The organism is Pseudomonas sp. SWRI81 (genome assembly GCF_014268545.1).
Classification (GTDB): Bacteria; Pseudomonadota; Gammaproteobacteria; order Pseudomonadales; family Pseudomonadaceae; genus Aquipseudomonas; species Aquipseudomonas hamedanensis.
Window position 1 is genome coordinate 1 of record NZ_JABWQS010000072.1, and the last position, 12882, is coordinate 12882.

11 protein-coding genes are annotated in these 12882 nt (G+C 60.0%); 6 read left to right on the forward strand and 5 right to left on the reverse strand.

What is annotated here, in order from left to right:
- Window positions 1-451 (reverse strand): CBS domain-containing protein (locus HU765_RS26070; RefSeq protein WP_238344768.1); only part of this gene is annotated, 451 nt, incomplete at its 3' end.
- 376 nt (window positions 452-827) lie between these two features.
- Here HU765_RS26070 and HU765_RS26075 point away from each other — a divergent pair.
- Complete coding sequence (locus HU765_RS26075) at window positions 828-3188, forward strand: DNA polymerase II (protein WP_186623925.1); 2361 nt, start codon at window positions 828-830, stop codon at window positions 3186-3188.
- Between the two features lie 13 nt (window positions 3189-3201).
- Here HU765_RS26075 and HU765_RS26080 read toward each other — a convergent pair whose 3' ends face one another.
- Window positions 3202-4023: an aldo/keto reductase gene (locus tag HU765_RS26080; protein ID WP_186623933.1), complete on the reverse strand. Its 822-nt coding sequence runs from the start codon at window positions 4021-4023 to the stop codon at window positions 3202-3204.
- Window positions 4024-4270: 247 nt separating this feature from the next.
- Window positions 4271-5419: an aldose epimerase family protein gene (locus HU765_RS26085; RefSeq protein ID WP_186623935.1), complete on the reverse strand. Its 1149-nt coding sequence runs from the start codon at window positions 5417-5419 to the stop codon at window positions 4271-4273.
- 245 nt (window positions 5420-5664) lie between these two features.
- Between HU765_RS26085 and HU765_RS26090 the strand changes: the two genes are divergently transcribed.
- The 3 genes from HU765_RS26090 to HU765_RS26100 all read left to right on the forward strand — a co-directional run bounded on the left by HU765_RS26090 (window position 5665) and on the right by HU765_RS26100 (window position 8842).
- The gene (locus HU765_RS26090) at window positions 5665-6414 is read left to right on the forward strand and encodes a hypothetical protein (protein WP_186551795.1); all 750 of its coding nucleotides are present in this window, start codon (window positions 5665-5667) and stop codon (window positions 6412-6414) included.
- 197 nt (window positions 6415-6611) lie between these two features.
- Window positions 6612-7826 carry an MFS transporter gene (locus HU765_RS26095; RefSeq protein ID WP_186623937.1) on the forward strand — a complete coding sequence of 405 codons (1215 nt, stop codon included), beginning with the start codon at window positions 6612-6614 and terminating at the stop codon, window positions 7824-7826.
- A gap of 230 nt (window positions 7827-8056) precedes the next feature.
- On the forward strand, window positions 8057-8842 hold the full coding sequence (locus HU765_RS26100; protein WP_186623939.1) for a sulfite exporter TauE/SafE family protein: 786 nt from the start codon (window positions 8057-8059) through the stop codon (window positions 8840-8842).
- Window position 8843: 1 nt separating this feature from the next.
- On the opposite strand, the gene HU765_RS26105 is transcribed toward HU765_RS26100, so the two are convergent.
- Window positions 8844-9308 (reverse strand): GNAT family N-acetyltransferase, encoded by a 465-nt coding sequence (locus HU765_RS26105; RefSeq protein ID WP_186623941.1) that lies wholly within the window; start codon window positions 9306-9308, stop codon window positions 8844-8846.
- A 208-nt stretch (window positions 9309-9516) separates the two neighbouring features.
- On the opposite strand from HU765_RS26105, the gene HU765_RS26110 reads away from it, so the two are divergent.
- Window positions 9517-10074, forward strand: a complete 558-nt coding sequence (locus tag HU765_RS26110) for a DUF4174 domain-containing protein (RefSeq protein WP_186623943.1) — start codon at window positions 9517-9519, stop codon at window positions 10072-10074.
- A gap of 182 nt (window positions 10075-10256) precedes the next feature.
- Here the strand turns inward: HU765_RS26110 and ampC are convergent, their stop codons facing one another.
- Complete coding sequence (gene ampC, locus HU765_RS26115) at window positions 10257-11423, reverse strand: class C beta-lactamase (protein WP_186623945.1); 1167 nt, start codon at window positions 11421-11423, stop codon at window positions 10257-10259.
- A gap of 160 nt (window positions 11424-11583) precedes the next feature.
- Here ampC and HU765_RS26120 point away from each other — a divergent pair, with 160 nt between their 5' ends.
- Entirely contained in the window at window positions 11584-12456 is an 873-nt protein-coding gene (locus tag HU765_RS26120; RefSeq protein WP_186551801.1) for a LysR family transcriptional regulator, read from the forward strand.
- Window positions 12457-12882 lie beyond the last annotated feature (426 nt).

The window sequence follows — 12882 nt, forward strand, 5'->3', positions numbered from 1 at the left end:
ATTCACGGCTTTTACGCAGTTCCGCGTTTTTCGCCACGGCATCGCTTGGGCGATAGGCTTCGGCAACCTTTTCCTTGACCAGGTCGCCGATCGACAGCAAGCCGATCAGTTTGCCGTCCTCAACCACCGGCAAGTGGCGCAGGCGGCGGTCGGACATGATGCCCAGGCAGGTGTCGACGGTTTGTTTGGTGTCCACCGTGATCACATCCTTGACCATGATGTCGCGCACGGGTGTCCCGACCGAAGAGCGCCCGTGCAGCACCAGTTTGCGTGCGTAATCGCGCTCGCTGATGATGCCGACCACGTTGTCGTCTTCCACCACCAGCAGGGCGCCGACGTTTTTCTCGGCCATTTTCATCAGCGCTTCGAGCACCATGTGATCGGGTTTGATCTGGTGCACTTCCTGATTTTTCTGGTCTTTGAGCTTGAGCAGTTGGGCGACGGTCTTCATGGCGGTTACTCAGGTGTTGTCGTTGTTAATCAAGCATCGTAGACCCTGCGCAGCAGGGCAAGGCCGCAAAGCGGCAGATAGCACGCAAAAAACGCCATTTGCCGGAAAAAACCATCTTTCTATCTGAAAATGAAGTGCCTGTGGCAGGGGGGATCTGTGGCAGGGGATTTATCTGAGGTGAGGGAATCTATTTGTGGCGAGGGGATTTATCCCCGCTGGCCGCGAAGCGGCCCCGCTTTTAATGAAAGGGCCTGCTGCGCAGGCCAAACGGGGATGAATCCCCTCGCCACAGATAAATCCCCTCACCTCAGATAAATCCCCTCACCATAAATGCTGCGTAGAATGCCGGTCTGATTCAGTTCCCGAGGTTGCAGTGGTGGATTTACCGCAGGGCTTTGTCCTGACCCGGCACTGGCGCGATACGCCGGCCGGCACCGAAGTCGAATTCTGGCTGGCGACCGACGCCGGGCCGCGCCGTGTGCGCTTGCCGCACCAGCCTTCGGTGGCGTTCATCCCCGCCGAACAGCGTGAAGCGGCCGAACGTCTGCTGCACGACGAAAAGAACGTCGAACTGCGGCCGTTGGCTTTGCTGGATTTCGAGCATCGTCCGGTGCTCGGTCTGTATTGCCAGCAGCACGGTCAGTTGATGCGCCTGGAAACCGCGCTGAACCGCGTCGGGGTCGATGTCTTCGAGGCCGATGTGCGCCCGCCGGAGCGCTATCTGATGGAGCGTTTCATCACCGCCCCCGTGCGGTTCAGCGGTACGCCGGACGCCGACGGCGTGCTGATCAACGCTCATCTCAAGCCCGACCCCGATTATCGGCCGAAACTGCGCCTGGTCTCGCTCGATATCGAAACCACCGAGACCGGCGAGCTGTATTCCATCGCCCTGGAAGGTTGTGGCGAACGTCAGGTGTACATGCTCGGCGCGCCGAACGGCGATGACAGCATTGTTGATTTCGATCTCGAATATTGCGATTCGCGCACCCTTATCCTGAAGAAACTCAACGAGTGGTTTGCCCGCCACGACCCTGACGCGATCATCGGCTGGAATGTTGTGCAGTTTGACTTGCGCATCCTCCACGAACACGCGCGGCGCCTCGGCGTGCCGCTGAAAATCGGTCGCGGCGGTGAAGAAATGCAGTGGCGCGAGCACGGCAGCCGCAATCATTATTTCGCTTCCGCCGCGGGTCGGCTGATCATCGACGGTATCGAATCGCTGCGTTCGGCGACCTGGAGTTTCCCCTCGTTCAGCCTGGAAAACGTCGCGCAGACGTTGCTTGGCGAGGGCAAGGCCATCGACAACCCGTATCAGCGCATGGACGAGATCAATCGCATGTTCGCCGAGGACAAACCGGCGCTGGCCAAATACAACCTCAAGGACTGCGAACTGGTCACGCGGATCTTCGCCAAGACCGAGCTGCTGACGTTTCTCCTCGAACGTGCCAGCGTCACCGGTCTGCCGGCGGATCGCAGCGGTGGCTCGGTGGCCGCGTTCACGCATTTGTACATGCCGCTGATGCACCGTCAGGGCTTCGTTGCGCCGAACCTCGGCACCCATCCGCCTCAGGCCAGCCCCGGCGGGTTCGTCATGGATTCGCAACCGGGGCTGTATGAGTCGGTGCTGGTGCTCGACTACAAAAGCCTTTATCCGTCGATCATCCGTACGTTCCTGATTGATCCGGTGGGGCTGATCGAAGGCTTGCAGCACCCGGACGATGCCGATTCGGTACCCGGCTTTCGTGGTGCACGCTTTTCGCGCACCCGCCATTGCCTGCCGTCGATTGTGTCGCGAGTGGCTGAGGGGCGCGAGACCGCCAAGCGCGAGCACAACGCGCCGTTGTCGCAAGCGCTGAAAATCATCATGAATGCCTTCTACGGTGTGCTTGGCTCCAGCGGTTGCCGATTCTTCGATACGCGCCTGGCCTCGTCGATCACTCTTCGCGGCCACGAAATCATGCTGCGCACCCGCCAGTTGATCGAAGCGCAGGGCCATGCGGTGATCTATGGCGATACCGACTCCACATTCGTCTGGCTACGTCGCGCCCATGGTCAGGAGGAGGCGGCGCAGATCGGTCATGCGCTGGTCAACCAGGTCAACGAGTGGTGGCGCGAGCATGTGCGCGAAACCTACGGCCTGGAAAGCGCGCTGGAACTGCAGTTCGAGATCCACTACAAACGCTTTTTGATGCCGACCATTCGCGGTGCGGAGGAGGGCAGCAAGAAGCGCTACGCCGGCCTCGTCACCCGCGCCGATAGCCGCGAGGAAATGATCTACAAAGGTCTGGAAACCGTGCGCACCGACTGGTCGCTGCTGGCCCGGCAATTTCAGCAGGAATTGTACGAGCGGATTTTCCAGCGCAAGCCGTATCAGGATTACGTGCGCGACTATGTGCGCAAGACCCTGGCCGGGGAGTTCGATGATCGATTGATCTACCGCAAGCGCCTGCGCCGCACCCTCGACGATTACGAGCGTAACGTCCCGCCGCACGTGCGCGCAGCGCGGCTGGCCGACGACTACAACGCGCAGCACGGCCGGCCCCGGCAGTACCAGAACGGCGGCTGGATCAGCTACGTCATCACCTTGGCCGGCCCGGAGCCGCTGGAAGCACGCCGCGCCGCCATCGATTACGACCATTACATCACCCGGCAACTGCAACCGGTGGCGGATGCGATTCTGCCGTTTGTCGATGACGACTTTTCAACCCTGATCGGCGGGCAAATGGGCCTGTTTTGAGGCGCGCTTGCCCTCAGACCATCGCCAGGCGCTGCTTGCGTTGCGGCGCTGGAAAAACCTGATCCAGCGCAGCCAGATCGCCAGCCTCCAGTTGCAGTTGCGCCGCTTGCGCATTGAGCAGCACATGCTCCGGGTGGACGGCCTTGGGGATTGCGATCACTCCCTCCTGACGCAGAATCCACGCCAGTGCAACTTGGGCCGGAGTCACCTTGTGGTGCGCTGCGATGTGTTTGAGCACCGGCTCGGCGAGCATCGCGCCGCCCTGGCCGATCGGACAGTAGGCCATCAATGGCATGCGCTGTTGCCGGGACCATGGCAGCAGATCGAACTCAATGCCGCGCGCTTCCAGGTTGTAGAGCACCTGGTTGGTGGCGCAGGCCGGGCTGGAGAGTTCTTCAAGGTCATCGACATCGAAGTTCGACACGCCCCAACGGCCGATCTTGCCGTCCTCGCGCAGGCGTTCAAAGGCTTCGACGGTTTCTTCCAGGGGATACTGGCCGCGCCAGTGCAGCAGGTAGAGATCGATGTAATCGGTGTCGAGCCGGCGCAGACTGCGCTCGCAGGCCAGGTGGATGCCTTTGCGGCTGGCGTTGTGCGGGTAGACTTTGCTGACCAGAAACACCTGATCGCGCAGCCCGCTGATGGCTTCGCCGACCACCGTTTCGGCACCGCCCTCGGCGTACATTTCCGCAGTGTCAATCAGGGTCATGCCCAGTTCGATGCCGCTGCGCAGTGCGCTGACTTCACGCTTGTGCGCCGAGCGATCCTCACCCATGCGCCAGGTGCCCTGGCCAATCACGGGTACCTGCACGCCAGCCAATTCAAGGGTACGCATTCAAACCTCCTTTGCGAAAATCTCGTTACCTTTGGTGGGCAGCAGGATAGACCAAGGGTTCCGGGAAGGAGGCTTGTTTGACAAAGAATCAAGGGACAAAACACATCAATTGTGGCGAGGGGATTTATCCCCGTTGGGATGCGAAGCAGCCCCAGAACCTGCAATGGAGTTCTTTTTTGATAAAGCGCATTTTGCAGGATGGGGGCTGCTTCGCATCCCGGCGGGGATAAATCCCCTCGCCCAAAGGTTATTTTGCGGTGAATTTCAGAATCACGCTGTGGGTGTAGGTCTGCCCCGGATCCAGCCGTGTGCTCGGGAAGCCCGGCTGGTTTGGCGAGTCGGGATAGTGCTGAGTCTCCAGGGTAAACGCGCCCCAGTGCGGATAGACCTTGCCGCCCTTGCCCTTTACCGTACCGTCGAGGAAGTTACTGGTATAGAACTGCACGCCCGGCTCGGTGGTAAACAACTGCAGGGTTCGTCCCGATTGCGGGTCGCTGACTTCGGTGGCGACTTTGCTGATATCGCCTTGGGTGTCCAGCGTCCAGTTGAAGTCGAAGCCGCCCTGTTTCGGCTCGGCAAACTTCAACTGCGGATGATCAGCCTTGATGTGCGTGCCGATCGCGGTCGCTTTGGTGAAATCCATCGGCGTGCCCGCGACGGGCGCGAGTTCTCCGGTCGGGATCAGCTTGGCCGTCACCGGTGTGTAATGGCTGGCATTGAGCGTGGCGACTTGTTTGAGAATGTCGCCATTGCCGGCGCCGGCGAGGTTGAAGTAGCTGTGGTTGGTCAGGTTCAGCACCGTGGGCTTATCGGTACTGGCCTTGTAGTCGATGCGCAGTTCGTTGTTCTCGGTCAGGCGATAAGTCACTTCGGTGCTGAGGTTGCCGGGGAAGCCCATTTCGCCGTCCGCCGACAGATAGGTCAGGGTCACGCCGACCGAATCCTTGTCCTTGGTTTCCTTGGCCTTCCAGACCTTTTTGTCGAAACCCTGAGGGCCGCCGTGCAACGCGTTGGACTTGTCATTCTGCGGCACCTGATAGCGCTTGCCGTCGAGTTCGAAGGCGCCGTCGGCGAGGCGATTGCCGAAGCGCCCGATGGTCGCGCCAAAGTACGCCGTGCCTTTCTGGTAGCCCTGCACATCGTCGAAACCAAGCACTACGTCGTCAAACTTGCCGTGCTTGTCGGCGACTTTCAGCGCTTGCAGGGTCGCGCCGTAAGTAATCACGGTGGCTTGCATGCCGTGACTGTTGCGCAGGATGTATTGCTCGACGGGCGTGCCGTCGCTGGTTTTGCCAAAGGCTTTGTGTTCGGCGGTCAGGCCCGCTGCGTTGGCGGAAAGGGAAGCGATCATCAGTGACAGTCCAAGGCCGGAAAGCAGGTGACGGGATTGAAGCATGGTAGACCTTCCTTTTTGTTGTTGTTTTGAGAATTTTCAATTAGTCAGGCTATTGAATCTATAGCAGAAGATTTATAGCCGATTTACCCACCATCGCAAATATAAAGTCGGACTAATTGGTGTCGAGCAAGACGCCAAAGGTCGGCAAGCCACGCCAGCACTGCACTTTTTCGCAATCGGCGGCTCTATCCATGGCCAGGATGCGGTGACTCCCGCCGCACAGGAACGTACCTGCCCGAGAATTCATGCCGAGTGCTTTTACCCTGATCACTGCTTGTTTGCGCCGAGCGTGCCTGTTGCTGGCCGGTTTGTTTTTGCTGGTGCTGAGCGGCTGTAGCCATCAGAACGGCAACGGCTTCATCAATCAGATGCGTGACGGCAAGCCGCAGGAGTTTCTGCAGACCAGCGTCGATCGCATGGCAACGCTGGCGATGCGCGACAACCTCAACAGCCTCTATCGTCTGATGGGCAAGCTGTACCTGCGCAACCCGCAAGAGCTGCGCAAATCCGGGTTCCTCAATATTCATGCTGCGGTGAAACAGGTACGCCTGGCCATCGAGCAGCAACAGCCGCTGCCGGTACTGGGCGGCAGGAAGGATCTGGCCGCGCTCAACTACGCGATGAGCCCGGAGTTTCTCGGTGATCGGGTCGGCGCTTTCATCTACGCCATCGGCAGCATGCTGGTCACCGCCCACGGCAACCGCACCGAGTTCTACATGACGGACGCGATTAATCCGACGTTCGTGCACAACGCTGCGCGCAACATCGAAAAAGCGACGTGGATTCTGTCGCAGCGACAGAACCAGGACGGCCAGCCGCTGCTGTTTTCCAATGAAATCTCAGAGGAGGGCAGCAACCTCAGCTTCGCCACGGAGTTTGGCAAAGTGGTGGCGCGCCTGGACCTGCTGACGCAAATGCTCGATGAGCGCTATCGGCGCATCGGTCTGAATTACGCGCAAAGTCTGTTGTTTTTGAATTTTCTGCCGGTGCAGTAAGCTTTCACTGGATTGTGAATTTTGCAGAGATCCATTGTAGGAGTGAGCCTGCTCGCGATAGCGGAGGATCATTTAACTCATCCACATCTGAAAGACCGCTATCGCGAGCAGGCTCACTCCTACAAAGATCGCATCGCGAACTGGATATTTGTATACAATCCATCGCTCAAGTTGATCCAAAAGGAGCTGCCCCCGTCATGACCGACCCCGCAAGCGCCGATTTCAGCCGCGTCGATCACTCCGCCCGCACCGACAGATTGCCCTACGCCGCGCTGCTCGCGTTCGCCATGACCGGTTTCATCGCCATCCTCACCGAAACCCTGCCCGCCGGGCTGCTGCCGCAGATTGGCGCCGGGTTGAACGTCAGCGAAGTGCTCGCCGGGCAACTGGTCACCCTCTATGCGTTGGGTTCGATAGTCGCGGCGATTCCATTGACCGTGGCCACCCGCGCCTGGCCGCGGCGACGGGTGCTGCTGATGACCGTGGGCGGGTTTCTGCTGTTCAACACCATCACCACGTTTTCCAGCCATTACGGACTGACACTGGCTTCACGCTTTCTCGCCGGCATGGCGGCGGGGTTGTCCTGGGGAATCATGGCCGGCTATGCGCGCGGGATCGTCCCAGTGCATCAGCAGGGCCGGGCACTGGCGATTGCCATGCTCGGCACCCCGGTCGCCTTGTCGCTAGGCACCCCGGCGGGGACTTGGCTGGGCCAATGGATCGGCTGGCGCGCTTCGTTCGGGATCATGTCGGCGCTGGCGCTGGTGCTGGCGGCGTGGATTGTCATCGCAGTGCCGGATCGTCCGGGACAGGCCAGTGGCGAGCGCTTGCCGTTGCTCGAATCGTTACGCCTGCCCGGTGTGCGTCCGGTGCTGTTCGTGGTGCTGGCGTGGATGCTTGGGCACAACATTCTCTACACCTACATCGCACCGTTTCTGGCCGAAGCCGGGCTGGCCGACCGGGTGGATCTGGTGCTGCTGGTGTTCGGCCTGTGCTCGCTGGTAGGGATCTGGATCATCGGCCTGCTGGTGGATCGCTGGTTGCGCGGGCTGACGCTGATCAGCCTCGCCGTGTTTGCGCTGACCGCGCTGGTCCTTGCACTGGCAGTGCCGTCGCCGTGGCTCATTTACGCTTGCATGGCGGTGTGGGGCTTGTCGTTCGGCGGTTCGGCTACGCTGCTGCTGACCTCGGCGGCGGATTCGGCCGGAGAACATGTCGACGTGGTCCAGGCAATGCTGACCACTTCGTGGAACGTAGCGATTGCGGGCGGCGGGCTGTTTGGCGGTTTGCTGCTGGATCGCGCCGGGGCGATGTCATTTCCGTGGGCACTGTTGATCCTGTCGCTGATTGCGCTGGCCACGGTGTGGATCAACCGCACTCACAGCTTCAAACCGGGACGGCGGGTGCACTAATCCTCCAGACGCCACATAACCCCTGTAGGAGTGAGCCTGCTCGCGATAGCGGTATGTCAGTGCCTGCCTATTTATCTGAAACACCGCTATCGCGAGCAGGCTCACTCCTACAAAGAGAACGACGGTGATTTTCGATAATGCATAACGATAGACCGCATCGATATATGTGGTTATAAGAAAAATCGCTATGCTGCGGGCCAGATTTTTCCTGTCGTTTTCTGGACGTCTTAATGGATTTGGTCAATTTCGGTCTGGTGGTTGCCGGGCTGGTGGTGGGTTTTATTGTCGGCATGACCGGTGTCGGCGGTGGTTCGTTGATGACGCCGATCCTGCTGTGGTTCGGCATCAACCCGGCAACGGCTGTGGGCACTGACCTGCTGTACGCCGCCATTACCAAATCCAGCGGCGTCCTCGTTCACAGGAAGAACAAGAACATCGATTGGGCCATCACCGGTTGGCTGACCCTGGGCAGCGTGCCCGCGGTGGCGATGACGCTGTGGTTCCTCAGCACGTTGCACACCGCCCCCGAGGCGATGAATGCGATCATCAAGCAGGCCTTGGGCTTTGTCTTGTTCGCCACGGCGCTGGCGATTTTCTTCAAGAAACGCTTGCTCGAATTCGCCCACAAACGTGCCGGTGGCAACTACAACCCGAGCGGTTCGCGGCTCAACGTGATGACCGTAATCACCGGCCTGATCCTCGGCACTATGGTCGCCCTGACCTCGATCGGTGCCGGCGCACTGGGCACGGTTGCGTTGTTCATCCTCTATCCGCTGCTGCCGACCCGTCGCCTGGTCGGCACTGAAATCGCCCACGCGGTGCCACTGACCCTGGTCGCTGGCCTGGGCCATGCGAGCATGGGCAATATGGATTGGGGCGTGTTGGGCTTTCTGCTGGTCGGCTCGCTGCCGGGCATCTGGCTCGGCAGCCACCTGACCGGGCGCATCTCCGATGAAGTGCTGCGCCCGTGCCTGGCGACGATGCTGGTGTTGATCGGTTACAAGCTGGCGTTCTGAGTCACTTGCCAGTAACGAATTTCATCACCACCACTGGCAGATCCTCGTAAATCAGTTCCTCGACGACTTGCCAACCCAGTCGCGCGTACAGCGACTGCGAAGTGTCGGTGTACAGATACAGCTCAGGCACGCCCAGCGCAGCGGCTTCCTCGACCACTCGATTGACCAGTTGCGAAGCGACCCCCCGCCCACGATCTTCAGCCTTCACATAAACGCCTGCCAGCCATGGTGTCAGGTTCGGCCGTAGCTTCAGATCGCTTTCGATCAGTAGTGCGCCGCCCAGCAAACGCGAATCTTCAAGCGCCACCACCACGCTGGGCACTGAACCTTTGCCACAGGATTCACGCATGTGCTCGACGCGATCCTCGACTGTTTGACCAGGGCGAAACTCTCCCCACTCCTTGAAGTTGAGGGTGGCCAGTTCTTCGATAAATTCGGGGTGATCGCATAGGTAATCAATGTGCATGCGGGTGAACTCCATTTCGTTAGCAGAGCGGCCACCCTAATGCGCTCATAACCAGTAATCAAATCTGCGTAGCGATCGCTCCCGTCATGTTGCGCAATGTTCGGCCTGACCTAAGCTTCTGACAGGGCGATGCCTTTTTGCCAGACGCACCCGGAACAATCGCCACGATGCGCAATCAGTAGAGCGTGGATATCAAAAGGAGATGCGCATGCTCATCAGGTCCCTGACCCTGACATTCTTGCTGGCGATGGCCGGCCCCTTGTTCGCGGCCGACAGCGATTCACCCTTGGCCGGGGACGTCGGGCGCGCCCGGCCGCTGATCGTGATCGCTCAAAGCACGGTCGATCCGGTGTGGCTGAGCCTGAAGAAATCGCTGGAAGACCCGGCCAATAAAAAGGGCGTCACCGACCGCAATATCAAGGTCTATACCATCCTCAGCATGTCCGGTCAGCTCGACGGCAAGGACATGGGCCAGCAGGACACCATGGCGCTGCTGCGCTCGCTGAAACTGGGCGCCGGTGCTTATCCGAAAGTGTTCCTGGTGGGCAAGGACGGCGAGACCAAGCTTTCGGCTTCGGGGGACGAAGCCAAGGTCATGGACCTGAAGAAGATCTTCGAGACCATCGACGCCATGCCGATGGCCGAGAAAGAAGCCGCCGCTGCCGCCGCACAAGCACCCGCCGCCACCGAGCCAGAACCGGCCAAGGGTGCGAAGCCGAGCAAACCGGCGAAGCCTGCCAAGCCGCCGCAAATGCCGGATGATTGATTGCGCACGGCGTGAATAAAGCACGTCCCTGTGTGTGGCAAAGCCCCCCAACAGGTTTTTGTGAAATGCACAGATCCTGTGGAGGAGCGAACCTGCTCGCGACAGCGGTTTACGAGCGCTGAGAAGTGACCGATTCAGCGCATTCGCAAGCAGACTCGCTCCCACAATTCATCTACCGGCCATTAGTCCACCAGTGCACCGAAAATCGTATGCGCAATCTTCACGCGCTCGGCATTCGGATAATTCTTGTTGGCGAGAATCACGATGCCGATCTTTTGCGACGGCACGAACGCGACATACGCGCCAAACCCCCGGGTGGAGCCGGTTTTGTTGAACAGCACGTTCGCCGGTTCGGGTTGCGGCGGGGTGAGCCAGTCGGTTTTGTGCGCTTGCATCGCCATGGCTGTCGAGTTGCCGTTCAGCAACTTCTCCAGGCTGATCGGGTAGGCGTAGCGCTCCCAGCCCAGGCCCTGAGTCATGTCGCCGACGCGGTAGTAACCGGTGTGGGTGAGGGCGATGGCTTGTTGCAGATCGGGGGCGAGGCTGGCGGGTTGCAACTGTGCCTCGACATAGCGCAACAGGTCGGCGGCGCTGGTTTTCATGCCGTAGGCTTCGGCGTCCAGCGCGCCGGGGCTGACGCGTACCGGCTGGTCGGCGCTGTCATAGCCTTGGGCGTAGAGCTTCGACTGCGCTGGCGGCACGCTGAGGAAGGTGTGCTGCAAACCGAGTTTCGGCAGCAGGGTCTGCGTCATCGCCTGATCGAAAGGTTGGCCCAGGCTTCTCGCCGCCAGATAACCGAACAAGCCCAGGCTCGGGTTGGAATAGAGGCGATGGCTGCCGGCGGGAAACTGCGGTTTCCACTGTTGGTAATAACCGAGCATCTTGTCGGCCGAATCCGCCTCGGCGGGAAATTGCAGCGGTAGTCCGCCGGCGCTGTAGGTGCCCAGTTGCAGCACACTGATGTTGTCGAACGCAGTGCCTTTGAGCGCCGGCCAAAGCGTGCTCGCCTTGCTCGACAGGTCCAGCTTGCCGGTCGCTTGAGCGTAACCGGCGAGGGTCGCGGTGAAGGTCTTGCTCACCGAACCGACTTCGAACAGGGTGTTTTCGCTGACCTTCTGCCCGCTGTCCCTGGCGGCGATACCGTAATTAAAATAATGCGCCTGGCCGTTGACCGTGAGGGCAACGCTCAGTCCGGCAATGTTGTTGTGTTGCATCACTGGGGTAACGGCTTGCGTGACCAGTGCCTGCCACTGCGCCTCGGTCGGTGTGGCCGCCTGGCAGACAACGCTGCTGAAGATCAAGGTGAAAGCGCTGTAGGAAAAGAGCTTGCTCGGCTTGAATGAACACATAAATGAACCACTCTCCATGAGTGTCGATTGTCGTATGCCGCTACACTGCGGCTGATTTTTCATCGGTTGGCTGATCAGCGCCGCCAATGTAGGCAGTGTCGCCACGCTGGACAAACGATGAAATCTCGCATGAGCCATTAGAAAAATTTGGGGCTGGGGCATGATTCGACCGCAATTGCCACTCAACGCACTGCGCGCTTTCGAAGCGTCGGCGCGCCACTTGAGTTTCACCCGCGCTGCCGTGGAACTGTGCGTGACCCAGGCGGCGGTGAGCCATCAGGTCAAAAGCCTCGAGGCGCAACTCAACGTCACCCTGTTCAAACGCCTGCCCCGCGGGCTGATGCTGACCAGCGAGGGGGAAACCTTGCTACCGGTGCTCAGCACCTCATTCGATCACATCGCGCAGATGCTTGAACGACTGGCCGGCGGGCAGTATCGGGAAATATTGACGGTTGGCGTGGTGGGGACATTTGCCGTGGGCTGGCTGCTGCCGAGGCTGGCGGACTTCCGGGCGAAACATCCGCACATGGATTTACGCCTATCGACCCACAACAACCGCGTGGATGTGGCCGCGGAAGGGCTGGATTATGCGATTCGGTTTGGCGCCGGGGCGTGGCATGGCATCGAGGCAACGCGCTTGCTCGACGCGCCGCTGTCGGTATTGTGCGTGCCGGAAATTGCCCGGCAATTGCAGTCGCCCGGGGATCTGTTGCGTCAGACCTTGCTGCGCTCCTATCGCACCGATGAATGGCCGGAGTGGTTCCACGCCGCCGGCCTCGCCACTCAGGCGCCACCGCCGCAGAGCATCGTCTTCGACTCGTCGCTGGCAATGATGGAGGCTGCATTGCAGGGCAGCGGGGTGGCGCTGGCGCCGCCGCTGATGTTCGCCCGACAACTGGCGGCGGATACGATCTGCCAGCCGTTCGCGATCGAGATCACGACGGGGAGTTATTGGTTGACACGGTTGCAGTCGCGACCCGAAACGGCGGCGATGAAAGCGTTCAAGGAGTGGCTGGCGCAAATCTCCGGTTAACACACACCCCATGTAGGAGTGAGCCTGCTCGCGATAGCGGTGTGTCATTCACAATTTATGTTTACTGACACACCGCTATCGCGAGCAGGCTCACTCCTACAATGACCGGGTCTGCCCCCAACATTTGTGTTCGGCCCAAAACCCTGTGGGAGCCGGGCTTGCCCGCGAAAGCGCACGATCAGTCCACATCTTCATTGACTGACTCACCGCCTTCGCGAGCAGGCTCGCTCCTACAATGACCGGGTCCGGCCACATATTTGTGTTCGGCCCAAAACCCTGTGGGAGCCGGGCTTGCCCGCGAAAGATCAAGATCAGTCGACACATCATTGACTGGCTCACCGCCTTCGCCAGCAGGCTCGCTTGTATGGTTAGACTTGAAGGGGTGGTGGGACGAACAGTTCGCATCTGACTGCTGTAACAGTACAG

Bases quoted from the DNA above. Each gene is read 5' to 3' on its own strand.
- HU765_RS26080 (WP_186623933.1), bottom strand. From the start codon at position 4,023: ATGCGTACCCTTGAATTGGCTGGCGTGCAGGTACCCGTGATTGGCCAG.
- HU765_RS26085 (WP_186623935.1), bottom strand. From the start codon at position 5,419: ATGCTTCAATCCCGTCACCTGCTTTCCGGCCTTGGACTGTCACTGATG.
- HU765_RS26090 (WP_186551795.1), top strand. From the start codon at position 5,665: ATGCCGAGTGCTTTTACCCTGATCACTGCTTGTTTGCGCCGAGCGTGC.
- HU765_RS26095 (WP_186623937.1), top strand. From the start codon at position 6,612: ATGACCGACCCCGCAAGCGCCGATTTCAGCCGCGTCGATCACTCCGCC.
- HU765_RS26100 (WP_186623939.1), top strand. From the start codon at position 8,057: ATGGATTTGGTCAATTTCGGTCTGGTGGTTGCCGGGCTGGTGGTGGGT.
- HU765_RS26105 (WP_186623941.1), bottom strand. From the start codon at position 9,308: ATGCACATTGATTACCTATGCGATCACCCCGAATTTATCGAAGAACTG.
- HU765_RS26110 (WP_186623943.1), top strand. From the start codon at position 9,517: ATGCTCATCAGGTCCCTGACCCTGACATTCTTGCTGGCGATGGCCGGC.
- ampC (WP_186623945.1), bottom strand. From the start codon at position 11,423: ATGTGTTCATTCAAGCCGAGCAAGCTCTTTTCCTACAGCGCTTTCACC.
- HU765_RS26120 (WP_186551801.1), top strand. From the start codon at position 11,584: ATGATTCGACCGCAATTGCCACTCAACGCACTGCGCGCTTTCGAAGCG.